At 69.4% G+C, this 23,820-nt stretch carries 35 protein-coding genes; 1 reads left to right on the top strand and 34 read right to left on the bottom strand.

Annotated features, from left to right (window positions below):
• Nucleotides 1–8: 8 nt before the first annotated feature.
• The 10 genes from ABD709_RS02015 to ABD709_RS01970 form a co-directional block, all read right to left on the bottom strand.
• A complete protein-coding gene (locus ABD709_RS02015) occupies nt 9–1,019 on the bottom strand; it encodes a 4-hydroxy-3-methylbut-2-enyl diphosphate reductase (RefSeq protein ID WP_344772115.1) in 1,011 nt (336 codons plus the stop codon).
• A gap of 129 nt (nt 1,020–1,148) precedes the next feature.
• Nucleotides 1,149–1,781, bottom strand: coding sequence for a 50S ribosomal protein L17 (gene rplQ, locus ABD709_RS02010; RefSeq protein WP_344772114.1), 633 nt, complete (start codon nt 1,779–1,781; stop codon nt 1,149–1,151).
• A 69-nt stretch (nt 1,782–1,850) separates the two neighbouring features.
• Complete coding sequence (locus ABD709_RS02005) at nt 1,851–2,873, bottom strand: DNA-directed RNA polymerase subunit alpha (RefSeq protein ID WP_344772113.1); 1,023 nt, start codon at nt 2,871–2,873, stop codon at nt 1,851–1,853.
• A 74-nt stretch (nt 2,874–2,947) separates the two neighbouring features.
• Entirely contained in the window at nt 2,948–3,556 is a 609-nt protein-coding gene (gene rpsD / locus ABD709_RS02000) for a 30S ribosomal protein S4 (protein WP_344772112.1), read from the bottom strand.
• Nucleotides 3,557–3,585: 29 nt separating this feature from the next.
• Entirely contained in the window at nt 3,586–3,990 is a 405-nt protein-coding gene (rpsK, locus tag ABD709_RS01995) for a 30S ribosomal protein S11 (protein ID WP_344772111.1), read from the bottom strand.
• 89 nt (nt 3,991–4,079) lie between these two features.
• A complete protein-coding gene (gene rpsM, locus ABD709_RS01990) occupies nt 4,080–4,454 on the bottom strand; it encodes a 30S ribosomal protein S13 (RefSeq protein ID WP_344772110.1) in 375 nt (124 codons plus the stop codon).
• A gap of 186 nt (nt 4,455–4,640) precedes the next feature.
• Nucleotides 4,641–4,754, bottom strand: coding sequence for a 50S ribosomal protein L36 (gene rpmJ, locus ABD709_RS01985; RefSeq protein ID WP_004008316.1), 114 nt, complete (start codon nt 4,752–4,754; stop codon nt 4,641–4,643).
• A 26-nt stretch (nt 4,755–4,780) separates the two neighbouring features.
• Entirely contained in the window at nt 4,781–5,002 is a 222-nt protein-coding gene (infA, locus tag ABD709_RS01980; protein WP_028656368.1) for a translation initiation factor IF-1, read from the bottom strand.
• Nucleotides 5,003–5,184: 182 nt separating this feature from the next.
• Nucleotides 5,185–6,243, bottom strand: coding sequence for an LLM class flavin-dependent oxidoreductase (locus ABD709_RS01975; protein WP_344772109.1), 1,059 nt, complete (start codon nt 6,241–6,243; stop codon nt 5,185–5,187).
• Nucleotides 6,240–7,697, bottom strand: coding sequence for an MFS transporter (locus tag ABD709_RS01970; RefSeq protein WP_344772108.1), 1,458 nt, complete (start codon nt 7,695–7,697; stop codon nt 6,240–6,242). The genes ABD709_RS01975 and ABD709_RS01970 overlap by 4 nt, the downstream gene beginning before the upstream one ends.
• A gap of 79 nt (nt 7,698–7,776) precedes the next feature.
• Between ABD709_RS01970 and ABD709_RS01965 the strand changes: the two genes are divergently transcribed.
• Entirely contained in the window at nt 7,777–8,577 is an 801-nt protein-coding gene (locus tag ABD709_RS01965) for a MerR family transcriptional regulator (RefSeq protein WP_344772107.1), read from the top strand.
• Between the two features lie 7 nt (nt 8,578–8,584).
• On the opposite strand, the gene ABD709_RS01960 is transcribed toward ABD709_RS01965, so the two are convergent.
• The 24 genes from ABD709_RS01960 to rplD form a co-directional block, all read right to left on the bottom strand.
• Entirely contained in the window at nt 8,585–11,044 is a 2,460-nt protein-coding gene (locus ABD709_RS01960; protein ID WP_344772106.1) for an FHA domain-containing protein, read from the bottom strand.
• A gap of 43 nt (nt 11,045–11,087) precedes the next feature.
• The gene (locus ABD709_RS01955; RefSeq protein ID WP_344772105.1) at nt 11,088–12,116 is read right to left on the bottom strand and encodes a TerC family protein; all 1,029 of its coding nucleotides are present in this window, start codon (nt 12,114–12,116) and stop codon (nt 11,088–11,090) included.
• A gap of 186 nt (nt 12,117–12,302) precedes the next feature.
• Nucleotides 12,303–13,127, bottom strand: coding sequence for a type I methionyl aminopeptidase (gene map / locus ABD709_RS01950; protein ID WP_344772104.1), 825 nt, complete (start codon nt 13,125–13,127; stop codon nt 12,303–12,305).
• Between the two features lie 53 nt (nt 13,128–13,180).
• Entirely contained in the window at nt 13,181–13,756 is a 576-nt protein-coding gene (locus ABD709_RS01945) for an adenylate kinase (protein ID WP_344772103.1), read from the bottom strand.
• The gene (secY, locus tag ABD709_RS01940; RefSeq protein ID WP_344772102.1) at nt 13,753–15,057 is read right to left on the bottom strand and encodes a preprotein translocase subunit SecY; all 1,305 of its coding nucleotides are present in this window, start codon (nt 15,055–15,057) and stop codon (nt 13,753–13,755) included. Before secY ends, ABD709_RS01945 begins: the two co-directional genes overlap by 4 nt.
• 128 nt (nt 15,058–15,185) lie before the next feature.
• Nucleotides 15,186–15,626 carry a 50S ribosomal protein L15 gene (rplO, locus tag ABD709_RS01935; protein WP_344772101.1) on the bottom strand — a complete coding sequence of 147 codons (441 nt, stop codon included), beginning with the start codon at nt 15,624–15,626 and terminating at the stop codon, nt 15,186–15,188.
• 4 nt (nt 15,627–15,630) lie between these two features.
• The gene (gene rpmD, locus ABD709_RS01930; protein ID WP_344772100.1) at nt 15,631–15,819 is read right to left on the bottom strand and encodes a 50S ribosomal protein L30; all 189 of its coding nucleotides are present in this window, start codon (nt 15,817–15,819) and stop codon (nt 15,631–15,633) included.
• The gene (gene rpsE / locus ABD709_RS01925; protein ID WP_344772099.1) at nt 15,819–16,466 is read right to left on the bottom strand and encodes a 30S ribosomal protein S5; all 648 of its coding nucleotides are present in this window, start codon (nt 16,464–16,466) and stop codon (nt 15,819–15,821) included. Before rpsE ends, rpmD begins: the two co-directional genes overlap by 1 nt.
• A 28-nt stretch (nt 16,467–16,494) precedes the next feature.
• Nucleotides 16,495–16,878: a 50S ribosomal protein L18 gene (rplR, locus tag ABD709_RS01920; RefSeq protein WP_344772305.1), complete on the bottom strand. Its 384-nt coding sequence runs from the start codon at nt 16,876–16,878 to the stop codon at nt 16,495–16,497.
• A gap of 2 nt (nt 16,879–16,880) precedes the next feature.
• Nucleotides 16,881–17,432 carry a 50S ribosomal protein L6 gene (gene rplF / locus ABD709_RS01915; RefSeq protein WP_344772098.1) on the bottom strand — a complete coding sequence of 184 codons (552 nt, stop codon included), beginning with the start codon at nt 17,430–17,432 and terminating at the stop codon, nt 16,881–16,883.
• Nucleotides 17,433–17,460: 28 nt separating this feature from the next.
• Nucleotides 17,461–17,865, bottom strand: a complete 405-nt coding sequence (rpsH, locus tag ABD709_RS01910) for a 30S ribosomal protein S8 (RefSeq protein WP_344772097.1) — start codon at nt 17,863–17,865, stop codon at nt 17,461–17,463.
• 72 nt (nt 17,866–17,937) lie between these two features.
• Nucleotides 17,938–18,123 carry a type Z 30S ribosomal protein S14 gene (locus ABD709_RS01905; RefSeq protein WP_011757321.1) on the bottom strand — a complete coding sequence of 62 codons (186 nt, stop codon included), beginning with the start codon at nt 18,121–18,123 and terminating at the stop codon, nt 17,938–17,940.
• A 22-nt stretch (nt 18,124–18,145) separates the two neighbouring features.
• A complete protein-coding gene (rplE, locus tag ABD709_RS01900) occupies nt 18,146–18,727 on the bottom strand; it encodes a 50S ribosomal protein L5 (RefSeq protein ID WP_344772096.1) in 582 nt (193 codons plus the stop codon).
• 2 nt (nt 18,728–18,729) lie between these two features.
• Complete coding sequence (gene rplX, locus ABD709_RS01895; protein WP_344772095.1) at nt 18,730–19,083, bottom strand: 50S ribosomal protein L24; 354 nt, start codon at nt 19,081–19,083, stop codon at nt 18,730–18,732.
• The gene (gene rplN / locus ABD709_RS01890; protein ID WP_344772094.1) at nt 19,083–19,451 is read right to left on the bottom strand and encodes a 50S ribosomal protein L14; all 369 of its coding nucleotides are present in this window, start codon (nt 19,449–19,451) and stop codon (nt 19,083–19,085) included. Before rplN ends, rplX begins: the two co-directional genes overlap by 1 nt.
• Nucleotides 19,452–19,520: 69 nt before the next feature.
• A complete protein-coding gene (gene rpsQ, locus ABD709_RS01885) occupies nt 19,521–19,799 on the bottom strand; it encodes a 30S ribosomal protein S17 (protein WP_344772093.1) in 279 nt (92 codons plus the stop codon).
• Nucleotides 19,799–20,038, bottom strand: a complete 240-nt coding sequence (rpmC, locus tag ABD709_RS01880) for a 50S ribosomal protein L29 (RefSeq protein WP_344772092.1) — start codon at nt 20,036–20,038, stop codon at nt 19,799–19,801. Before rpmC ends, rpsQ begins: the two co-directional genes overlap by 1 nt.
• A complete protein-coding gene (gene rplP, locus ABD709_RS01875; RefSeq protein ID WP_344772091.1) occupies nt 20,038–20,457 on the bottom strand; it encodes a 50S ribosomal protein L16 in 420 nt (139 codons plus the stop codon). Before rplP ends, rpmC begins: the two co-directional genes overlap by 1 nt.
• 2 nt (nt 20,458–20,459) lie before the next feature.
• On the bottom strand, nt 20,460–21,314 hold the full coding sequence (gene rpsC, locus ABD709_RS01870; RefSeq protein ID WP_344772090.1) for a 30S ribosomal protein S3: 855 nt from the start codon (nt 21,312–21,314) through the stop codon (nt 20,460–20,462).
• Nucleotides 21,314–21,733, bottom strand: a complete 420-nt coding sequence (rplV, locus tag ABD709_RS01865; RefSeq protein WP_344772089.1) for a 50S ribosomal protein L22 — start codon at nt 21,731–21,733, stop codon at nt 21,314–21,316. Before rplV ends, rpsC begins: the two co-directional genes overlap by 1 nt.
• Nucleotides 21,730–22,011 (bottom strand): 30S ribosomal protein S19, encoded by a 282-nt coding sequence (gene rpsS, locus ABD709_RS01860; protein WP_215814567.1) that lies wholly within the window; start codon nt 22,009–22,011, stop codon nt 21,730–21,732. Before rpsS ends, rplV begins: the two co-directional genes overlap by 4 nt.
• Nucleotides 22,012–22,016: 5 nt before the next feature.
• Nucleotides 22,017–22,853 carry a 50S ribosomal protein L2 gene (gene rplB / locus ABD709_RS01855; protein WP_344772088.1) on the bottom strand — a complete coding sequence of 279 codons (837 nt, stop codon included), beginning with the start codon at nt 22,851–22,853 and terminating at the stop codon, nt 22,017–22,019.
• 24 nt (nt 22,854–22,877) lie between these two features.
• Nucleotides 22,878–23,183 carry a 50S ribosomal protein L23 gene (rplW, locus tag ABD709_RS01850; protein WP_344772086.1) on the bottom strand — a complete coding sequence of 102 codons (306 nt, stop codon included), beginning with the start codon at nt 23,181–23,183 and terminating at the stop codon, nt 22,878–22,880.
• Complete coding sequence (gene rplD / locus ABD709_RS01845; protein WP_344772084.1) at nt 23,180–23,815, bottom strand: 50S ribosomal protein L4; 636 nt, start codon at nt 23,813–23,815, stop codon at nt 23,180–23,182. Before rplD ends, rplW begins: the two co-directional genes overlap by 4 nt.
• Nucleotides 23,816–23,820: the final 5 nt, after the last annotated feature.

Below are 23,820 nucleotides of genomic sequence, written 5' to 3'. Positions count from 1 at the left end.
CAGCGGGATCAGATCCGGCCCGCGGCCTTGAGGTCGCGGCGCAGCTCCTTCGGCAGGGCGAAGGTGAGCGACTCCTCGGCCGTGAGCACCGCACGGCCGTCGGGGTAGCCGTGCTCGGCGAGGTAGCCGAGCACGCCCTGGACCAGGTCGTCGGGCACCGAGGCGCCCGAGGTGACGCTGACCTTGTCGACGCCCTCGAGCCACGCCTCGTCGATCTCGGAGGCGTCGTCCACGCGGTAGGCCGCCTTGGCGCCCGCCTCGAGCGCGACCTCGACCAGGCGGACCGAGTTGGAGGAGTTGCCGGACCCCACGACGATCACCAGGTCGGCGTCGGCGCCGATCTCCTTGACCGCCACCTGCCGGTTCTGGGTGGCGTAGCAGATGTCGTCGCTCGGCGGGTCCTCCAGCTGCGGGAACTTCGCGCGGAGTCGCCGTACGGTCTCCATCGTCTCGTCCACGCTGAGCGTGGTCTGCGAGAGCCACGCGAGCTTGGCATCGGCGGGGAGCTCCAGGCCGTCGACGTCGTCGGGGTGCTCGACGAGCACGGTCTTCTCGGGGGCCTCCCCCGCCGTGCCCTCGACCTCCTCGTGGCCGGCGTGGCCGATCAGCAGGATCGTGTAGCCCTCGCGGTCGAACCGCCGGGCCTCGTGGTGGACCTTGGTGACCAGCGGGCAGGTGGCGTCGATGGTCTTCAGGCCGCGCTCGGCCGCCTGCGCGTGCACGGCCGGGGAGACCCCGTGCGCGGAGAAGACCACGGTCTGGCCCTCGGGGACCTCGTCGAGCTCCTCGACGAAGACCGCGCCGCGCTTCTCGAGGTTCGACACGACGTGCTTGTTGTGCACGATCTGCTTGCGGACGTAGACGGGGGCGCCGTAGAGGTCGAGCGCCTGCTCGACGGTCACCACCGCGCGGTCCACACCGGCGCAGTAGCCGCGCGGGTCCGCGAGCAGCACCTGCCGCTCCGCGTCCTCCGCGGACAGGAAGCGGGGCGTGCCCAGGTCGGTGGTGCTGCTGCTCATGCCCTCGAGTCTACGGTCGCGTCGTCCCCGCCCGAATTCGCCGAGTCGGCAGGAACTTGGAGAAAAACGCGCCGAGTCGGCAGAAACTTGTGGGCGCGGGGCCCAAGTTTCTGCCGACTCGGCGATGATTCAGGCGTCGGAGTCCTTGTCGGACTCCGGCTCCGCGGCGGTCTCCTCGACCTCGGGCTCGGTGGCCTCGACCTCGGGCTCGGTGGCCTCGACCTCGGGCTCGGTGGCCTCGACCTCCGGAGCCTCGTCCGCCACGACGCTGCCCTCCGGCGACGCCTCCTCGGCGAGCTCGGTCGGCGGCTCCTCGACGGCGGTCGGAGCCGGCGTGGCGGGCTGGTCGGCGGCCTTCTTCGCCTTCGGCTTGGCCGCCGCCGGCTTGTAGGCCTCGCTCACGATCTCGATCACGGCCATCGGCGCGTTGTCGCCGTGGCGCGGACCGATCTTCGTGATCCGGGTGTAGCCGCCCGGACGCTCGGAGAAGGTCGGCGCGATCTCGGTGAAGAGGTGGTGGACCACGCCCTTGTCGGTGATCGCCTTGAGGACCTCGCGGCGCTGGTGCAGCGGGTTCTCACCCAGGTGGGCCTTCTTCGCCTTGGTGATCAGCTTCTCGGCGTAGGGCCGCAGGGTGCGGGCCTTGGCCTCGGTCGTGGTGATCCGACCGTGCTCGAACAGCTGGGTCGCCAGGTTGCGGAGGATCAGCCGCTGGTGGGCCGGGCTACCGCCGAGGCGGGGACCCTTCTTGGGCTTGGGCATTGCTTCTCTCGTTTCTCCCCGGCCGTGCTAGGTACCGGGGTAGTGGCTTCCGGGTGGTCCCGGAATCGATCAGAACTCGTCGGTCTCGAGGTAGGTGGTCTCGTCGCCCTCGTCGTCGCCGTACGCCGCCAGGGCCGCGTGCGGGTCGAAGCCGGGCGCGCTGTCCTTGAGGGACAGACCCATCTCGTGCAGCTTGGCCTTGACCTCGTCGATCGACTTCGCACCGAAGTTGCGGATGTCGAGCAGGTCCTGCTCCGAGCGGCTGATGAGCTCACCCACGGTGTGGATGCCCTCGCGCTTGAGGCAGTTGTAGGACCGCACCGTGAGCTGCAGGTCCTCGACCGGAAGGGCGAGGTCGGCAGCGAGCTGCTCGTCGACGGGCGACGGGCCGATGTCGATGCCCTCGGCCTCGACGTTGAGCTCGCGGGCCAGGCCGAACAGCTCGACCAGCGTCTTGCCGGCCGACGCGATGGCGTCGCGCGGCAGGATCGACGGCTTGGTCTCGACGTCGATGATCAGCTTGTCGAAGTCGGTGCGCTGCTCGACACGGGTGGCCTCGACCTTGTAGGTCACCTTGAGGACCGGGCTGTAGATCGAGTCGACCGGGATCCGGCCGATCTCGTTGTCGGCACCCTTGTTCTGCACGGCCGAGACGTAGCCGCGGCCGCGCTCGACGACGAGCTCCATCTCGAGCTTGCCGTTGTCGGACAGGGTCGCGATCTTCAGGTCGGGGTTGTGGACCTCGACACCGGCCGGGGGCGCGATGTCGGCGGCCGTCACGTCACCGGCACCCGACTTGCGCAGGTACATGGTGACCGGCTCGTCGTGCTCGGAGGAGACCACGAGACCCTTGAGGTTCAAGATGATCTCGGTGACGTCCTCCTTCACGCCCTCGACGGTCGAGAACTCGTGCAGGACGCTGTCGATCTTGATGCTCGTGACCGAGGCACCGGGGATCGACGACAGGAGGGTACGGCGGAGCGAGTTGCCGAGCGTGTAGCCGAAACCCGGCTCCAGCGGCTCGATGACGAACCTCGACCGGAACTGGTCGACCGAGTCCTCCGAAAGGGCGGGGCGCTGTGCGATGAGCACTGTGTTCTTTCCTTTCCGGGCCGACCGCTATATGAGGGCCCAGACGTGGTGCTGGTGGGGAGAGGGACGGCGAACTACTTCTTGGAGTAGTACTCCACGATCAGCTGCTCCTGGACCGGGATGTCGATCTGCTCGCGCACCGGCAGCTGGTGCACCAGGATCCGCATCCGCGACGGCAGGGCCTCGAGCCAGGCCGGCACGATCCGCTCGCCGTGAGTCTCACGGGCGACGATGAACGGCGTCATCTCGAGCGACTTCTCCCGGACGTCGATGATGTCGTACTGCGACACCTGGAACGACGGGATGTCGACCTTGTGGCCGTTCACCAGGAAGTGACCGTGGGCCACGAGCTGGCGAGCGTGCCGGCGGGTCCGGGCGAAGCCGGCGCGGTAGACGACGTTGTCGAGGCGGCACTCCAGCAGCTGGAGGAGGTTGTCACCGGTCTTGCCCTGGCGACGAGCGGCCTCCTCGTAGTAACGGTGGAACTGCTTCTCGAGCACGCCGTAGGTGAAGCGGGCCTTCTGCTTCTCCTGCAGCTGGTTGCGGTACTCGCTCTCCTTGATCCGCGCGCGGCCGTGCTGGCCCGGCGGGTAGGGGCGCTTCTCGAAGGCGGCGTCGCCGCCGATGAGGTCGACACCGAGACGGCGCGACTTCTTGGTCATGGGGCCGGTGTAGCGGGCCATGTTCCTACGCTCTCTTTCTCAGTCTCGGGTCAGACGCGCCGGCGCTTGGGCGGGCGGCAACCGTTGTGCGGGGTGGGGGTGACGTCCTGGATGGTGCCGACCTCGAGGCCGATCGCACCCAGGGACCGGATCGCCGTCTCGCGACCCGAGCCCGGGCCCTTGACGAAGACGTCGATCTTCTTCATGCCGTGCTCCATCGCCCGGCGCCCCGCGGCCTCGGCGGCCATCTGCGCGGCGTACGGGGTGGACTTGCGGGAGCCCTTGAAGCCGACGGTGCCGGCGGACGCCCACGAGATCACCGCACCGGTCGGGTCGGTGATCGTGACGATCGTGTTGTTGAACGTGCTCTTGATGTGGGCCTCGCCCTGAGCGACGTTCTTCTTCTCCTTGCGGCGCACCTTCTTCGCGGCGCCTGCGCGAGCCTTGGGAGGCATGCGTTATCTCCTTGAGTAAAGCTGGTCGGAGGTCAGTGAGATCGGATTTCGGGACGGTCGCTGCGCGACCTCCTCAATCACCGGTCAGATCACTTGGCCTTCTTCTTGCCGGCAACCGTGCGCTTCGGGCCCTTGCGGGTACGAGCGTTGGTCTTGGTGCGCTGACCGCGGACCGGAAGGCCCATGCGGTGACGGCGACCCTGGTAGCTGCCGATCTCGATCTTGCGACGGATGTCGGCCTGGACCTCGCGACGGAGGTCACCCTCGATCTTGAAGTTGGCTTCGATCTCGTCACGGAGCTTGACCAGCTCCTCGTCGCCCAGCTCGTGGACGCGGAGGTCCGGGTTGACCCCGGTCGCGGCCAGCAGCTGCTGGGCGCGGGTACGGCCGATGCCGTAGATGTAGGTGAGAGCGACCTCGATGCGCTTGTCACGCGGGAGGTCGACACCAACGAGGCGTGCCATGAATGGCGGTCCCTTCGGGTTTCACGGTGGTCTGGTCGTGATGCGTCTGAGATGTCTGATCTCAGCTCCGGCCATCCGTTCCGGAGGTGGTTCGGTCTCAGCCCGTTGGTCGAGCCTCGAGACCTAAGCGATCACGTGGTTGAGGTGTATTCAGTTGGGCACCAGTCGGTGGTCGAGCCGGTGGGCTCAGCCCTGGCGCTGCTTGTGGCGCGGGTTCTCGCAGATCACCATGACGCGGCCGTGGCGACGGATCACCTTGCACTTGTCACAGATCGGCTTCACGCTCGGGTTGACCTTCATGAGTCAGCCCTTTCTGTTGCGGCGGGTCACTTGTAGCGGTAGACGATGCGCCCGCGAGAGAGGTCGTACGGCGAAAGCTCCACGACGACCCGGTCCTCAGGGAGGATCCGGATGTAGTGCTGGCGCATCTTCCCGCTGATATGAGCAAGGACCTTGTGGCCGTTGCTCAGCTCCACGCGGAACATCGCGTTAGGAAGGGCCTCCACGACGGAGCCCTCCATCTCGATGACGCCTTCTTTCTTCGCCATGCCGTCCTTCTGGTTGGGTGCTGTCTTCCGGCCGGCCCGGGAACCTCCGCTGGCGCGGTGGACCTCGTGCAGCCATGGCGACGTGCTCAAATCCCTCCCCCAGGAGCACCTGGAGACGGGCAGCCGCGAGCACGACGACACAGACCCACGTTGGGCCGACATGCCAGTCTAGTCAGACCTCTTCACGATCTCCCAATCGACAAGAGCTCCAAGGTCCTCTCCCGGGCGGGTGCCGCGTCGGAGGGGGTGCCGGCCACGGCTCCGCCGACGGGGTTGACCATCACCTCGTCGACGTCGTACGTCGCCGCCAGCTCCTCGAGCTCCGCACGCGCCTGGTCCGCGTCCCCGACGACCCAGCGGCTGCGCATCGAGTCGAGCAGCTGCTGGTGGCCGGGCGCGAGGCCCTCGGCGAGCCGCACCCGGGCCTCCTCGACCAGCGGCTGCGGCGTGAGCTGCTGCCCGGTCCGGAGCGCGACCATCTGGAGCAGCTGCGGCGCGGCGAGCCGCTCGGCCTCCTCCGCCGAGTCGGCGACGGCGGCGTTGACGGTGAGGAACGTCCGCGGCTCGGCCAGCTCGGGCGAGGGCTTGAAGGTGCTGCGGTAGAGCTCCAGCGCCTCCGCGGTGCCGCGGCCGGAGAAGTGGTGCGCGAAGACGTAGGGCATCCCCTTCTCCGCCGCGAGCCGGGCCGAGTAGTCCGAGGAGCCGAGCAGCCAGATCATGGGCACCGAGCCCGCGGCCGGCGTCGCCTTCAGGACGTGGGTGCTGCCGCGCAGGGCGAGCCCCACACCGTCGGGCTCCATCATCGCGAGCACGTTGTCGACGTACTCCGGGAAGTGGCTGACGGCCTCGTCGGACACCCCGCCTGCGCCGTGCCGCAGCGCCCAGCTGGTGACCGGGTCGGTGCCCGGCGCGCGGCCGATGCCGAGGTCGATCCGGCCGGGGTACGCCGCCTCGAGCAGCGCGAACTGCTCGGCCACCACCAGCGGCGCGTGGTTGGGCAGCATCACGCCGCCCGACCCGACCCGGATCCGCTCGGTGCCCGCGGCGACCATGCCGATGAGCACCGGTGGGTTCGTGGCCGCCACCGCGGGCATGTTGTGGTGCTCCGCGAGCCAGTACCGGCGGTAGCCGAGCCGGTCCGCGACCCGCGCGAGCGACAACGACGCGCGGATCGCGTCCCCCGTCGTCTGGTCGGTGCGCACCGGCACCAGGTCGAGCACGGAGAGGGCGAGATCGGTCACCCCTGGTCAAGGCGGGACACCCGGCCGGCATTCCCGGTGAGCCGGGTCGCGAGCACCGCGAGCGCCGTGGTGCCGGCCGCCAGCCACCACAGGCTCCGCTCGAAGGCGACGTCGGCGCCCCTGGCCGTGGCACCGAAGTAGACGATGCCGATGAGCGCCACCCCGACCGCGTTGCCGAGCTGCTGGACCGTCGAGAGCGCACCGCTGACGGTCGCGGCGTGCCGCGGCTCCACCGCGCCCATCACCGAGCCCACCAGGGCGCTCAGGCACACGCCCATGCCGGCGCCCGCCACGACCAGCCCCGGAACGAGCCACAGCACGTCGCCGCCGGTGCCGATCGAGCCGACGGCCAGCAGCACCAGCAGGTGCCCGCACGTGAAGGCGGCCGCACCGCCGACGACGGCCCCGCCGCCGAACCGCGCCACGAGCGGGGCCGCCCGACGGGTGCCGACCATGTAGGCCAGCGCCATGGGCGTGAACACCAGCCCCGACGGCAGCGGGCCCAGGCCCCGGCCGACCTGCAGGTAGAGGGCGAGCACCATGAAGTAGGACGCCATGCCGCAGAACAGCAGCGCCTGCCCGACGAGCCCGCGGCGCACGAGGCCGCTGCCGAAGGCCGCCGGATGGAACAGCGGCGCAGCGCCCCGCTGGGCGAGGGAGCGCGTACGGCGCACCAGCACCAGCGCGAGCACGCCGCCCAGCGCGAGGCTGCCCCAGGTCCACTCCGGCCAGCCCAGCCGGCGCCCCTCGAGGAGCGGGAGGATCACGGCCGTGGTGGCCGCGGTCACCAGCACCAGGCCGGGGACGTCGACCCGGCTGTCGCGGTCACCCGCGTTCCGGGGGAGCACCCGCGCGGCACCGGCCAGCACGACGAGCCCGAGCGGCAGGTTCACCAGGAAGATCGAGCGCCAGCCGAGGCCCGCCGGGTCGGCGGCGATCAGTGCGCCGCCGACGAGCTGGCCGCACGCGGCGGCGACGCCCATCACGGTCGAGTACGCCGCGAGCGCCCGCAGCCGCCGCGGGCCGTCGTACACGTCGCCGAGAAGCGCGAGGACCATCGGCGCGAGCATCGCGGCGCCCAACCCCTGGGCGATCCGGGCGACGACCAGCACCTCGACTCCGCGCGCCAGTCCGCAGGCCGTCGAGGCGAGCACGAAGACGAGCACGCCGGCGGCGTACATCCGGTGCCTGCCCCAGCGCTCCCCCAGCCGGCTGGCGGCCATCAGCAGGCCACCGAAGCTGAGCCCGTAGCCGGCCACCAGCCACTCCAGCGCGGTGTCACCGGCGCCGAGGTCGCGCTGGATCTCGGGCAGGCCGACGTTGACGATGAAGAAGTCGAGGACGACGAGGAACGTGCCGCCGAGGAGGACTGCCAGCGGCAGCCACTCGCTGAGCGCGGGTGTCCGGCCACGACGGGTCGGAGCAGTGGTGGGATCGAGAGTGCGTGTGGTCATGACACCGTTCTCGGGTCTCCCCCAACCGGAGGGTCAAGCCCGTTGACCCTCCCCTTACCGGAGGGTGGAGGCTTGCCGCATGACGGACCTCCTGAGCATCGGGGACTTCTCGCGGATGACCTTCCTGTCGGTCAAGGCGCTGCGCCACTACCACGACGTCGGGCTGCTGGTGCCCGCCCGCGTCGACGAGCACAGCGGCTACCGCTACTACGCGACCGACCAGGTCGCGACCGCGCACCTGATCCGGCGGCTGCGGGCGCTCGACATGCCGGTGGACGGCGTCCGCACGGTCCTCACGGCACCCGACCGCACCACGCTCAACGACGCCGTCGCCGCGCACCTGGACCGGATGAGCGCCCAGCTCCGCGAGACCCAGGAGACCGTGGACTCGCTGCGCCGGATGCTGACCACCCCCGGTCCCGGCCAGGTCACCTACCGCGACGATCCCGCCACCACCGCGCTGGCCGTGCGCGAGACCGTGCAGGCGCAGGACTGGGTGGCCTGGTGGCTCGACGCGTTCGCCGAGCTGCACCGGACGCTGCGCTCCTCGGGGCTGCGCCGCACGGGCCCGGACGGCGCCCTCTTCCCGACACCGGCATTCACCGAGGAGGTCGGTGAGCTGGTCGCGTTCGTCCCCGTCGAGCCCGGCCCCTTGCCGCGGGGCCGGGTCGAGCTGACCGAGATCCCGGCCGCACGGCTCGCCGTCACGCAGTACGACGGCCCGATGGTCGATCTCGACCAGGCCTACAGCGCCGTCGGCCTGTGGGTCGCGGAGCAGGCGCGTACGGCGGACGGCCCGGTGCGGGAGCGCTACCTGCCGCGCGGGACGGCCGACGACCTGCTCGACCACGTCACCGAGGTCGGCTGGCCGGTCGGCTGAGCGCCGGTCACTTGTCGGAGGTGGCGCTGCGTCGCACCAGCAGCAGCCCGACGACCAGCGTGAGCAGGCACAGCACGCCGAGGACGAACATGTCCATCAGCCAGTGGGACGGTCCCGCCAGGGCGATCCAGTCCTTCTCGCCCCGGTCGGCCTGACCGCGCACCAGTCCCATGGCCGACGCGCAGGCCGCGTAGGCCCACCGCGACGGCGACAGCCACGCGACCTGCTCGAGCAGCACCCGGCCGTTGACCTGGAAGAGCGCGCCGGAGAGCACCAGCTCGACCATGATCACGCCGACCAGCGCGGGCATCGTCTGCTCGGTGCTGGTGACCAGGGCGGACAGCGCGAGACCTGCGACCGCCATCGTGAACGCCAGCGAGGCGATCGTGATCGCGATCCGCAGGGTGCCGACCCGCCCGTCCGCACCCGGCAGCCCGACGGTCGCGATGACGGTGACGACCAGGCCCTGGAAGAAGGCCGCGCTGCCCAGCACGAAGACCTTGCTGGCGAAGTAGACGGTCGGGGACAGGCCGACGGCGTACTCGCGCCGGAAGATCGGCCGCTCGGCCACGAGCTCGCGGATGGCTATCGCGGTCCCCATCAGGCACGCCGCGACGATCAGGACGATGAGCCGCTGGGTCGACTCCTGCTGCTTGAACAGCAGCGCGGTGACCGCACCGTCCGGGCGCAGGCAGCCGCGCGGGACCATCTGCGTCCCGGGTGGACAGAACCGGGTGTCGTCGAGGGAGAGCCCGGCCTTGCCGGGCACCAGCCGGCTGAGCCCGCCGAGGATCAGCGGCAGCAGCAGGAGCATCCCGAGCAGCAGGCGGTCGGCGACGACGACCGCCGCGTTGCGTGCGACCAGCGTCCCGAGCTGCCGGCCCAGCGACTGGCGAGGCGGGGCCGGCACCGGCGCCGCCACGGCGGGCATCGACGCGGTGTCGACCGACTGCCGCGGCGCGGGGATGCGCTGCCACAGGTCGGGGTCGTCGAGCAGGTCGAAGACCTCGGGATAGCTGGCCCTGCCGAAGTGCGCGAGCACGCCCGCCGGCGGCCCGAAGTAGGCGATGCGGCCCCCGGGCGCCAGCACCATCACGTTGTCGCAGAGGTCCAGCGCCAGCACCGAGTGGGTGACGACCATGACGACGCGGCCGTCGTCGGCGAGCCCGCGCAGCTGCTTCATCACCTCCAGGTCGAGACCCGGGTCGAGCCCGGACGTGGGCTCGTCGAGGAACAGCAGCGGCGGCGCGGTCAGCAGCTCGGTCGCGATCGAGACGCGCTTGCGCTGGCCGCCGGAGAGCTGGGTGCCGATCCGGTTGTCGAGCCGCTCGGTCAGCTGCAGCTGCTGGGCGACGGCGTGCACCCGGGCGTCCCGCTCCTGAGAGGTGGTGTCCGGAGGCAGCCGCAGCCGCGCGGCGTAGCCCAGCGCCTGCTTCACCTTCAGCTGCGGGTGCTGGATGTCCTGCTGCGGCACCAGCCCGATCTGGAACCGCAGCTGGTCGTAGTGCGCGTAGAGGTCGTGGCCCTGCCAGATCACCCGGCCATGGGTCGCCGGCCGAAGTCCGGTGAGCGCGCCGAGCATCGTCGACTTGCCGGCGCCGGAGGGCCCGATGACGGCGGTCAGGCTGGACGGTCCGAGCTGGAAAGAAGCGTTCTGCAGCAGCTGTCGGCCGTCGGGCAGCACGGTGGTCAGGCCGTCGGCGTACAGCGTGAACTCGTGGGTGGTCGCGGAGGCGAGCAGCTGCGTGCCGTCCCACCGGAAGGTCTGGTTGCCGAAGATCACCTCGGCCCCGACCTGGAGCGGCGCGCTGCCCTGCACCCGGCGGCCGTCGACGAACGAGCCGTTGAAGCTGCCGAGGTCGTGCAGCACGGCCGGCGTCTGCGGGGTGCCCGGGTCGAGCACGGCGTGCCGGCGGCTGATCAGGGGGTCGTCGAGGACGACGTCGTTGCTGTGGTCGCGGCCGATGCTCAGGCTCCGACCGGCCTGGACCTGCTGCGGCAGCACCACGGACTGCCCGTGCGCCAGCTGCCCCGGAGGTACGACGTGCTGCGGCTGCCAGGCGTCCGCGGACCTGGCTCCTGCGGGCAGCTGCGGCGGCGGCAGGTTGCGCCACCAGTCCCCCGCGACCGGCTGCTGCGCAGCCGGTGACGCGGGCGCGGGCGCGGGCCGGGAGGGTGCCGGGAGGACGGCCACGACGACCGGCTCGCCGTCGGGCCCACCGAGGTTGAGGCTGGTCGGCGCGGGCCCGAGCGGCAGCCGGGTGATCCGCTGCCCGCCGACGAAGGTGCCGTTGGTGCTCGAGTCGACCGCGACCCAGGCGCCGTTCTCGCGCTGGAGGATGGCGTGGTGCCGCGACGCCCGCGCGTCCGCGATCGGCACGTCGCAGCCGAGGTCGCGGCCGATGACGACGCGGTCACCGTCGAACGTCCGGGTCGAGCCGGCCCATTGCACCTGCAGTCGGTCCACTTTTCCTCGTCGTCGGCTCGGGTCTGGTCGATGGCGTTTTACCCTAGTGCCGCCAGTCGGAACCCGGGGTCTCATCGAGATCGTCCGAAGGGACCACTTCTGCGGGCATGCCCGACGTGCGCAGCAGGCTCGCGACGGTGGTCACCACGAGCGTCGTGAGGATGACCGCGAGGCTGAGCAGCGAGGAGATCTCCGGCACGTCCACCGGCTCGCCGCCGTTGACGAACGGCAGCTCGTTCTCGTGCAGCGCGTGCAGCACCAGCTTCACGCCGATGAACGCGAGGATGAAGGACAGGCCGAGGGACAGGTACACCAGCCGCTTGAGCAGGCCGCCGAGCAGGAAGTAGAGCTGGCGCAGCCCCATCAGCGCGAACACGTTGGCGGCGAGCACCAGGTAGGGCTCCTGGGTGATGCCGAAGATCGCCGGGATCGAGTCCAGCGCGAACAGCAGGTCGGTGAACCCGAGCGCGACGATCACGATGAGGATCGGCGAGAACACCCGGGCGCCGTTCTCGTGGTACCAGAGCCGCAGTCCCTCGTAGCGCGTCCCGGTCCGCAGCCGCTGCTGCGCGAATCGCACGATCCGGCTCTCCTCCGCGTGGTCGTCCTCGTCGCGGGCGTAGTCGCCGAGGAGCTTGGCCGCCGTGTAGACGAGGAAGGCCCCGAACACGTAGAAGACGAACGAGAAGGTGTCGATCAGGGTGTAGCCGAGCGCGATGAACACGCCGCGGAACACCAAGGCCAGGATGATCCCGACCAGCAGCGCCTCCTGCTGGTAGCGCCGCGGCACCTTCAGCGTCGTCATCAGCACGATGAACACGAAGAGGTTGTCGGCGGAGAGGCTGTACTCGGTCAGCCACCCGGCGAAGAACTGCACGCCGTAGTCGTGGCCGTGGTGGACGAGGGTCCACACGCCGAACGCCACCGCGGCGCCGATGTAGAACACGAGCGCGATCGCGCACTCCTTGAGCGTCGGCTCGCGGGGGTCGCGGGCGATGACGACGACGTCGAACAGGAGCACGCCGACGGTGACGGCGATGGTCAGGGTCCACTCGATGGTGGTGACGTCCACGGGAGGTCCTCAGGGCTCGGGGTCGGATGTACACCCGAGGTCTCTTCCGCCGCCCGGACGGACGACCCGCGGACCCGGACCGGCGAACAACCCGGTCGTGATGACGACCCCGCGGCGAAGGAGTACTCCCCTCGACCCGTCCATTCTCGCACGAGTGGCCGCCCGGCCGGTCATCCGGGCGCCCGGTCAGGCAGCGGGACCGCCGTACGCCGCGCCGAGCGCCTCGAGCCGCTCCCGGCCGCCGTCCTCGGCGGTGAGCACCCACACGCCGTCGGCGGTGAGCGCGAGGGTGTGCTCGAAGTGCGCCGCCCAGGAGCCGTCGGAGGAGACGACCGTCCAGTCGTCGTCGAGAAGATCGGTCTCCGGGCTGCCGAGAGTGATCATCGGCTCGACGGCGAGCGCGAGGCCGCGCCGGAGGCGGGGCCCCCGGCCCGGCTTGCCGTAGTTGGGGACGTCGGGGTTCAGGTGCATCTCGCTGCCGATGCCGTGCCCGGTGTAGCCCTCGACGATGCCGTAGCCGCCCTGGGACCGGACGTGGCTCTCGACGGCGTGCGAGATGTCGCCGACCCGACCGCCGAGGCGGGCGGCCGCGAGGCCGCGCCACAGCGCCTCCTCGGTCACCCGGAGCAGCTCCGCGACGTCGTCGGCGATCTCGCCGACCGGCACCGTGATCGCCGCGTCGCCGTGCCAGCCGTCGACGATCGCACCGCAGTCGATCGACACCACGTCACCCTCGACCAGCTCGCGCGAGCCGGGGATGCCGTGCACGACCTCGTCGTCCACCGAGGTGCAGATCGTGGCGGGGAAGGGCGGATCGCCGTACCCGAGGAACGACGGGACCGCGCCGCAGTCGCGGATGTGCTCCTCGGCGAGCCGATCCAGCTCGGCGGTGGTGATGCCAGGCCGTACGGCGCCCCGCAGCAGCTCGAGCGTGCGACCCACGACCAGACCGGCCTCGCGCATGACGAGGACCTCGTCGGGCGTCTTGATCTCCAGCCCGGACCCGAACATCAGGCGGGACGGTCTTGCCGCCGGGAGACCCGGCACTGCGCCACGCTCGGCCCTTAGGACTGCGCGACGACGTCGAGGGCGTCGAAGATGCGCTTCGTGACGTCCTCGACCTCGCCCATGCCGTCGACCTCGTGGACCAGGCCGCGCTCCTGGTAGACCGCGATCAGGGGCTCGGTCTCCTCGAGGTAGAGCTCCTGGCGGCGCCGGATGACGTCCTCGGTGTCGTCGGCACGCCCCTCGGTCTGCGCACGGTGCAGCAGCCGGGAGACGAGCTCCTCGGAGTCGGCGGCGATCACGACGACCGCGTCGAGGCGGTGGCCGGTGTGCTTGATCATCCCGTCGAGCTCCTCGACCTGGGCGAGCGTCCGCGGGTAGCCGTCGAGCAGGAAGCCGGGCTCGGCGTCGGGCTCGTCGATCCGGTTGCGCACCATCAGGTTGGTGACCTCGTCGGGGACGTACTCGCCAGCGTCCATGTACTTCTTCGCCTCGACACCCAGCGGGGTGCCCTCGGAGACGTTGGCGCGGAAGATGTCGCCGGTCGAGATCGCGGGGATCCCGAAGTGGTCGGCGACGAACTTCGCTTGGGTGCCCTTCCCGGCACCCGGAGGGCCCATGAGCAGCAGCCTCATCGCAAGAATCCTTCGTAGTTGCGCTGCTGGAGCTGGCTCTCGATCTGCTTCACCGTGTCGAGGGCGACGCCGACCATGATGAGGATGGACGTACCGCCGAACGGGAACCTCTGGCTCACGTTGATCAGCACCAGTGCGACCAGCGGGATGAGCGAGATCAGACCCAGGTAGAGAGCTCCCGGCAGCGTGATGCGGGAAAGGACGTAGGACAGGTAGTCCTGGGTCGGCTTGCCCGCCCGGATCCCGGGGATGAAGCCGCCGTACTTCTTCATGTTGTCCGCCACCTCTTCAGGGTTGAAGGTGATCGACACGTAGAAGTAGGTGAAGAAGATGATGAGCAGGAAGTACGACGCCATGTAGAGCGGGTGCTCGCCGCGGACGAAGTAGTCGGAGATCCACTTGACCCAGGCGGCGTTGCTGTTCTGGTTGAACTGCACCGCCATCGCCGGCAGGTAGAGCAGCGACGAAGCGAAGATGACCGGGATGATGCCGGCCTGGTTGACCTTCAGCGGGATGTACGTCGAGCTGCCGCCGAACATCTTGCGGCCCACCATCCGGCGGGCGTACTGCACCGGGATCCGGCGCTGGGCCTGCTCGATGAAGATGACCGCTGCGACCAGCACCAGGCCGATCAGGATCACGATGCTGAACGTCCACCAGCCCTGGGTCTTGCCGACCTGCCAGAGCGTGACGGGGAAGGTCGCGACGACCTGGGTGAAGATGAGGATCGACATGCCGTTGCCGATGCCGCGCTCGGTGATCAGCTCACCGAGCCACATGATGACGGCGGTGCCGGCGGTCATGGTCACGACCATGACGAGGAACGTCTTGGTGTCGTTGCTGTGCAGCAGCGGGTCCTGGCAGCCCTGGAGCAGGTTGCCCGAGCGGGCCAGCGCGACGATGCCGGTGGCCTGCAGCAGCGCGAGGCCCAGGGTGAGGTAGCGGGTGTACTGGGTGATCTTGGTCTGGCCCGCCTGGCCCTCCTTCTTGAGGGCCTCCAGCCGCGGGATCACCACCACCAGCAGCTGCAGGATGATGCTCGCGGTGATGTAGGGCATGATCCCCAGCGCGAAGATGGTCAGCTGGAGCAGCGCGCCACCGGAGAACAGGTTGATCAGGTTGTAGATCCCGGCGCTGTCGCCGTTCTGCGCCGCGTTGAGGCAGCCCTGGACGTTGGAGACGTTGACGCCCGGTGCGGGGATCTGGGAGCCGGCCCGGAAGATCACGATGATCATCAGGACGAACAGGAGCTTGCGCCGAAGGTCCGGGGTCCGGAAGGCGTTCACGAACGCGGTGAGCACTCAGGTCCTCTTTCTGACAGGGCCGGTCGACGCAGCAGGGCCGTCGGGAAGCCTAACAGGGGTGTGACAAGGGCGCGGTCGGCCACTGGGACCGGACCGCGCCCTTGTCGAAGGTCATGCCCGCGATGTCACAGGACAGTGACGGAGCCGCCGGCCGCCTCGATCTTCTCCTTGGCGGAGGTCGAGAACGCTTCCGCGCTGACCGCGACCTTGACGGTCAGGTCGCCCTGGCCGAGGACCTTGACGGGCTGGCCCTTGCGGACCGCGCCGCGCGCGACGAGCTCGGCCGGGGTGACGTCGCCACCGTCGGGGAACAGCTCGCTGATCCGGTCGAGGTTGACGACCTGGTAAGTCACCTTGAACGGGTTCTTGAAGCCCTTGAGCTTCGGGAGGCGCATGTGGATGGGCATCTGGCCACCCTCGAACGCCACCGGGACCTGGTAACGGGCCTTGGTGCCCTTGGTGCCACGACCCGAGGTCTTGCCCTTCGAGCCCTCACCGCGACCCACGCGGGTCTTGGCGGTCTTCGCACCGGGTGCCGGGCGCAGGTGGTGAAGCTTGAGCGTCATCGTGTCACTCCTCTCCGACGACCTCGACCGTCACCAGGTGACGGACGGTGTGGACCATGCCGCGGATCTCGGGCCGGTCCTCCTTGACGACGACGTCACCGATCTTCTTCAGGCCGAGGCTGCGCAGGGTCTCCCGCTGGTTGGCCTTCCGCCCGATCGACGACTTCTTCTGCTGGACCTTGAGCTGCGCCATCAGACGTTCCCTCCGGCCAGCGCGGCCTGGTCGGCCCGCTTGTCCTTCGCCTCGGCCTCGCCCTCGGCCTTCGCCTTGAGCAGGGCCGCCGGAGCGACGTCCTCGACCGGCAGACCGCGCCGCGCGGCGACGGCCTCGGGCTGCTCCAGCATCTGGAGCGCCGCGACGGTCGCGTGCACGATGTTGATCTGGTTGGACGAGCCCAGCGACTTGCTGAGCACGTCGTGGATGCCTGCGCACTCCAGGACGGCGCGCACCGGGCCACCGGCGATCACACCGGTACCGGGAGCGGCCGGGCGCAGGAACACCACGCCGGCGGCCTTCTCGCCCTGGACCGGGTGCGGGATCGTGCCCTGGACGCGGGGGACGCGGAAGAAGTTCTTCTTCGCCTCCTCGACGCCCTTGGCGATCGCGGCCGGCACCTCCTTGGCCTTGCCGTAGCCCACGCCGACCAGGCCGTCGCCGTCGCCGACGATCACGAGGGCGGTGAAGCTGAAGCGACGACCACCCTTCACGACCTTCGCGACGCGGTTGATCGCGACGACGCGCTCGACGTACTGGTTCTTGTCGGAACCGCCACGACGGTCGTCACGACCGCCGCGCTGGCGGTCGCCGCCCGAACGCTGTCCGCGCTGGGGTCCACTCATGTCTGTCTCCCTAAGTCTTTCTACGCGGTCAGAAGCTCAGGCCGCCCTCACGGGCGGCGTCGGCGAGGGCCGCGATGCGACCGTGGTACTTGTTGCCGGCACGGTCGAACACGACCGCGTCGACACCGGCGTCCTTGGCGCGGGCGGCGACGAGCTCGCCGACCTTCTTCGCCTTGGCGGTCTTGTCGCCCGAGATGGAGCGCACGTCGCCCTCCATCGTCGAGGCCGACGCGAGCGTCTTGCCGACCAGGTCGTCGACGACCTGGACCGAGATGTGCTTCGACGACCGGGTGACGACCAGGCGCGGACGCTCGGCGGTGCCGGAGATCTTCTTCCGGCCGCGGACCTGGCGGCGCAGCCGCGACTTCGCCTTGCCGGCGAGGCTCCGCTGGTGCTTGATGGTGATGGCCATGGTCACTTACCAGCCTTTCCGACCTTCTTGCGGACGATCTCGCCCGCGTAACGCACGCCCTTGCCCTTGTACGGCTCGGGCTTGCGGAGCTTGCGGATGTTGGCCGCGACCTCGCCGACGAGCTGCTTGTCGATGCCCGCGACGCCGAGCCGGGTCGGCCCCTCGACGGTGAAGGAGATGCCCTCCGGCGCGTCGAAGATGATCGGGTGCGAGTAGCCGAGCTGGAACTCCAGCTGGGTCGGGCCCTTGGACAGGACGCGGTAGCCGACGCCCACGATCTCGAGCTTCTTCTCGTAGCCCTCGGTGACACCGACGACCATGTTGTTGATCAGCGTGCGGCTCAGGCCGTGGAGGGCCTTGCTGCGACGCTCGTCGTCGGGACGCTTGACGTCGAGGACAGCGGAGCCGCCCTCTTCGCTCTTCTCGACGATGATCGGCTCGGCCACCACGTGGCTGAGCTGGCCCTTCGGGCCCTTGACGGTCACCTGGGCGCCGTCGATGGTGACATCCACGCCGGCCGGGACCGGGACGGGGAGCTTGCCAATGCGCGACATAGCTTTTTCTCCTCTTTCCTGGTCCTCGTCACCAGACGTAGGCGAGGACTTCCCCACCCACGCCCTTCTGGTTCGCCTGGCGGTCGGTCAGCAGGCCCTGGCTCGTCGAGATGATCGCGACGCCCAGGCCGCCGAGCACCTTCGGCAGGCCGGTGTGCTTGGCGTAGACCCGCAGACCCGGCTTGCTGATCCGGCGGACGCCGGCGATCGAGCGCTCGCGGTTGCGGCCGTACTTCAGCGTGATGGTCAGGATCTGGCCCACGCCGTTCTCGTTGTCGGCGACGTCGAAGGAGGTGATGTAGCCCTCCTGCTTGAGGATCTCCGCGACGCCCTGCTTGAGCTTGCTGTACGGCATCGACACCGCGTCGTGGTACGCCTGGTTGGCGTTGCGCAGACGAGTCAGCATGTCTGCGATCGGGTCGGTCATCGTCATGATCTGTTGTTTCCTTCTGCTGCGGTTTCCGCCCGCTCTCCGGCGGATCGGACCTTCAGCTGTTAGTGGTGATTACCAGCTGGACTTGGTGACGCCCGGCAGCTCGCCGCGGTGGGCCATCTCCCGCAGGCAGATCCGGCACAGGCCGAACTTGCGGTAGACCGCCTTCGGACGGCCGCACCGCTGGCAGCGGGTGTAGCCGCGGACCGCGAACTTGGGCTTCCGCGCGGCCTTGACCTTCAGCGCAGTCTTCGCCATGTCAGTTCTCCCTTGTTCCTGCTCAGCGCTCGGCGAAGGGGAAGCCGAGCTGCTTCAGCAGCGCGCGCCCCTGATCGTCGTTGGTGGCGGTCGTGACGACCGTGATGTCCATGCCCCGCTGGCGGTCGACCTTGTCCTGGTCGATCTCGTGGAACATGACCTGCTCGGTCAGACCGAACGTGTAGTTGCCGCGGCCGTCGAACTGCTTCGGCGACAGGCCGCGGAAGTCGCGGATCCGGGGCAGCGCCAGGGCGAGCAGCCGGTCCAGGAACTCCCACATCCGGTCACCGCGCAGCGTGACGTGCGCGCCGATCGGCATGCCCTCGCGCAGCTTGAACTGCGCGATCGACTTGCGGGCGCGGGTCACGGCGGGCTTCTGGCCGGTGATCGAGGTGAGGTCCTTGATGGCACCCTCGATCAGCTTGGAGTCGCGAGCGGCCTCGCCGACACCCATGTTCACGACGATCTTGACCAGGCCGGGGACCTGCATGACGTTCGCGATCTCGAACTCCGACTTCAGCGCCGGGAGGATCTCCTCGCGGTACTTGGTCTTGAGCCGAGGCGTGACCTTCTCGGCGCCCTCGATGGTGGCAGACTCGGTCATCCTCAGATCTCCTTTCCGGTCTTGCGGGAGATGCGGACGCTGCGCGTCGCCTTGTACTCCGAGCCGTCCGGGCGGCGCTTGGTGACCTCGACCCGCTTGAAGCCGATCTTGGTCACGCCCTTGCCCTCGACGAGCATCACGTTGGAGACGTGGATGGGCGCCTCGGTCGTGATGATGCCGCCGGTGGTGCCGGCGCGACCGCCCTGGTTGACGACCTTGGTGTGCTTCTTGATCCGGTTGACGCCCTCGACGATCACCCGGTCCTCCTCACGGAGAACCTTGATGACCTTGCCCTCGGCGCCCTTGTCCTTGCCGGCGATCACCTTGACGGTGTCGCCCTTCTTGATGTTCGTCATCACAGCACCTCCGGCGCGAGCGAGATGATCTTCATGAACTTCTTGTCGCGCAGCTCGCGGCCGACGGGGCCGAAGATGCGGGTGCCGCGCGGCTCGCCGTCGCTCTTGAGGATCACTGCCGCGTTCTCGTCGAAGCGGATGTACGAGCCGTCCGGCCGGCGGCGCTCCTTGACGGTGCGCACGACGACAGCCTTGACGACGTCACCCTTCTTGACGTTGCCGCCGGGGATCGCGTCCTTGACCGTGGCGACGATGACGTCGCCGATGCCGGCGTAGCGACGGCCGGAGCCGCCGAGCACCCGGATGCAGAGGATCTCCTTCGCACCGGTGTTGTCGGCGACCTTGAGTCGCGACTCCTGCTGAATCATCAGTTTCTCCTGGTTGTCGTGCCGGTTCTCATCGCTTCGGGAGCGATGAGCCTTGCCGAACTTCGGTGGTTACTTGGCTCGCTCGAGGATCTCGACGACGCGCCAGCGCTTGGTCGCCGACAGCGGTCGGGTCTCCATGATGAGAACCCGGTCGCCGACGCCGCACTCGTTCTGCTCGTCGTGCGCCTTGAGCCGCGTGTTGCGGCGCAGGACCTTGCCGTAGAGCGCGTGCTTGACGCGGTCCTCGACGGACACGACCACGGTCTTGTCCATCTTGTCGCTCACGACGAGACCCTCGCGGGTCTTGCGGGTGTTGCGCTGCTCGGTCTGCTCGGTCTGCTCAGCCATCAGTTCTCCTCCTCCGCACCGGGCGTGCTCCGGATGCCGAGCTCGCGCTCGCGCACCACGGTGTAGATCCGGGCGATGTCCTTCTTCACGGTGCGCAGCCGACCGTGGCTCTCGAGCTGGCCGGTGGCCGCCTGGAACCGCAGGTTGAACAGCTCCTCCTTGGCCTCGCGCAGCTTGGCCTCGAGGTCGACGTTGTTGAGCTCATCGAGCTCGTGCGCGCGAGTGGCACTCGTCGCCATCAGAACCCACCAGCCTCTCGGGTGACGAACCGGCACTTCATGGGCAGCTTGTGCATGGCACGGCGCATCGCCTCGCGGGCGACGTCCTCGTCCACGCCGGACAGCTCGAACATGACGCGGCCGGGCTTGACGTTGGCGATCCACCACTCCGGCGAGCCCTTGCCGGAACCCATCCGGGTCTCGGCGGGCTTCTTGGTGAGCGGACGGTCCGGGTAGATGTTGATCCAGACCTTTCCGCCACGCTTGATGTGACGGGTCATGGCGATACGGGCCGACTCGATCTGCCGGTTGGTCACGTAGTGACCCTCGAGCGCCTGGATCCCGAACTCACCGAACGCCAGGCTGGTGCCACCCTTGGCAGCACCCCGACGGTTCGGGTGGTGCTGCTTGCGGTGCTTGACGCGACGCGGCATCAACATGGTCAGGACTCCGTTCCGGTGGTCTCGGACGCGGGAGCCGCAGCGGCCTCGCCCGATCGACCGGCGTCTGCCGGAGCAGTCGCCGTGTCGGCCGGAGCAGCCTCGCGGTCCGAACGCGTCGGACGGTCGCCGCGCGACCCACGGGTCGGACGGTCGCCGCCGCGGGTGGGACGGCCACCGCGGCCGGGGACACCGGCGCGGGCAGCGGCCTGGGCCTGGCGCTCGGCACGGGTGCCGGCGACCTCGCCCTTGTAGATCCAGACCTTCACGCCGATCCGGCCGAAGGTCGTGCGGGCCTCATAGAAGCCGTAGTCGATGTCGGCGCGCAGCGTGTGCAGCGGGACGCGACCCTCGCGGTAGAACTCGGTCCGCGACATCTCGGCGCCGTTGAGGCGGCCCGAGCACTGGATCCGGATGCCCTTCGCGCCGGAGCGCATCGAGGTCTGCATCGCCTTGCGCATCGCGCGGCGGAACTGCACGCGGCCCGAGAGCTGCTCGGCGACACCCTGGGCGACCAGCTGCGCGTCGATCTCGGGGTTCTTGACCTCGAGGATGTTCAGCTGCACCTGCTTGCCGGTGAGCTTCTCCAGCTCGCCGCGGATCCGGTCGGCCTCCGCGCCGCGGCGGCCGATGACGATGCCCGGCCGGGCGGTGTGGATGTCGACGCGGACCCGGTCACGGGTGCGCTCGATCTCGACCTTGGCGATGCCGGCCCGCTCCATGCCCTTGGAGAGCAGCTTGCGGATCGCGACGTCCTCGCCGACGTAGGACTTGTAGAGCTTGTCGGCGTACCAGCGCGACTTGTGGTCGGTGGAGATGCCGAGACGGAAGCCGTTCGGGTTGATCTTCTGACCCATCAGTTCTTCCCCTTCTTCGCCACGGCGTCTGCAGGCTGGACGACGAGCGTGATGTGGCTGGTCCGCTTGTTGATGCGGGTCGCCCGGCCCTGGGCACGGGGACGCCACCGCTTCATGGTCGGGCCCTCGTCGACCCGGCCGGCCGCCACGACGAGGTCGGCTGCGTTGAGCCCCTCGGTCGTCTCGGCGTTCGCGATGGCGCTCTCGAGCACCTTGTAGACGGTCTGGCTGGCCGACTGCGGGGCGAACTGCAGCAGCGCCAGCGCCTCGTCCACGGGCAGGCCGCGGACCAGGTCGACGACGCGGCGCGCCTTCATCGGCGTGATGCGCTGGAAGCGCGCGGTCGCGAAGGCACCCGGCTGGTCGCCGAGGAGCGAGTCGCGGCGGGCGCTCGTGCGCACGCGATCGGTGCTGGTCATCGACGACGTCCCTTCCGGTCTTCCTTGACGTGGCCGCGGTAGGTGCGGGTCGGCGCGAACTCGCCGAGCTTGTGGCCCACCATCGAGTCGCTGATGAACACCGGCACGTGCTTGCGACCGTCGTGGACGGCGATCGTGTGACCGATCATCGAGGGGATGATCATCGACCGGCGCGACCAGGTCTTGATGACGTTGTGGCTGCCCTTCTCGTTCTCCGCGTCCACCTTCTTCAGGAGGTGGCCGTCGACGAAGGGGCCCTTCTTCAGGCTGCGAGGCATAACAGTTACTTCCTACCCTTGCCGGACTTGCGACGACGAATGATCTGGGCGTCGGAGGCCTTGCGCTTGCGCGTGCGGCCCTCGGGCTTGCCCCAGGGGCTGACCGGGTGGCGACCACCGGAGGTCTTGCCCTCACCGCCACCGTGCGGGTGGTCGACGGGGTTCATGACGACACCGCGGACGGTCGGGCGCTTGCCCTTCCAGCGCATCCGGCCGGCCTTGCCCCAGTTGATGTTCGACTGCTCGGCGTTGCCGACCTCGCCGACCGTGGCGCGGCAGCGGACGTCGACGAACCGCATCTCGCCGGACGGCAGCCGCAGCGTCGCGCGGGAGCCCTCACGGGCGACCAGCTGGGCGCTGTTGCCGGCCGAGCGGGCCAGCTTGGCGCCGCCGCCGGGCCGCAGCTCGACACAGTGGATCGTGGTACCGACCGGGATGTTGCGCAGCGGCAGGTTGTTGCCGGGCTTGATGTCGGCACCGACGCCCGACTCGACCCGCATGCCCTGCGCCAGGTCCTTCGGCGCCACGATGTAGCGCTTCTCGCCGTCGGCGTAGTGCAGCAGCGCGATGCGCGCGGTGCGGTTGGGGTCGTACTCGATGTGCGCGACCTTGGCCGGCACGCCGTCCTTGTCGTAGCGACGGAAGTCGATGATGCGGTAGGCCCGCTTGTGACCGCCGCCCTGGTGCCGGGTGGTGATCCGGCCCTGGTTGTTGCGGCCGCCCTTCTTCGGGAGCGGCTTGGTCAGCGACTTCTCGGGCGTGGTCCGGGTGATCTCGACGAAGTCGGCCACCGAGGAGCCACGACGGCCCGGGGTGGTCGGCTTGTACTTGCGGATAGCCATTGTCTCGTCCTTACTCAGGCCCGGTCAGGAGACCGGACCCCCGAAGATGTCGATGCGGTCGCCCTCGCGCAGGCTGACGATCGCGCGCTTGGTGTCCTTGCGCTTGCCGATGCCGTTGCGGGTCCGGCGGGTCTTGCCCGGCCGGTTGAGGGTGTTCACCGAGGTGACCTTGACGTTGAAGATCTTCTCGACCGCGATCTTGATCTCGGTCTTGTTGGCGTCCGGGTGCACCAGGAAGGTGTACTTGTTGGCGTCGAGCAGGCCGTAGCTCTTCTCGGAGACGACCGGCGCGAGCAGGATGTCGCGGTGGTCCTTGTGCAGGGTGCTCACTGGTCGGCCTCCTTCTTGCCGTGGGCCGTGCCGGACACGAAGGCGTCGAAGGCGCCCTTGCTGAAGACGATGTCGTCAGCGGCCAGCACGTCGTAGGTGTTGAGCTGGTCGACGGCCACGAGGTGGACCTCGGGCGCGTTGCGCAGCGAGAGCCAGGTGATCGAGTCGGTGCGCTCGAGCACGACCAGGAACTTGCGGCGGTCGGCGACGACCTCGAACAGCGACGCGAGCGCGGCCTTGGTCGACGGCTTGTCGCCGCTGACCAGCGACTCGATGACGTGGATCCGGTCGTTGCGGGCCCGGTCGGAGAGGGCGCTGCGGAGCGCGGCGGCCTTCATCTTCTTGGGGGTGCGCTGGCTGTAGTCGCGCGGCTGCGGGCCGTGGACGGTGCCACCACCGGCGAACTGCGGCGCGCGGGTCGAGCCCTGGCGGGCGCGGCCGGTGCCCTTCTGCTTGTAGGGCTTGCGGCCACCGCCGCGGACCTCGCCGCGGGTCTTGGTGGCGTGGGTGCCCTGACGAGCAGCGGCCTGCTGCGCGACGACGACCTGGTGGATCAGCGGGACGTTGACCTCGACGTCGAAGATCTCCGCGGGGAGGTCGACGGAGGAGCCCTTCGTCTTCTTGTCAGCCATGGCGA

Source organism: Nocardioides panacisoli (assembly GCF_039537325.1).
Taxonomy (GTDB): domain Bacteria; phylum Actinomycetota; class Actinomycetes; order Propionibacteriales; family Nocardioidaceae; genus Nocardioides; species Nocardioides panacisoli.
This window is presented reverse-complemented; position numbering and strand designations above follow the sequence as displayed.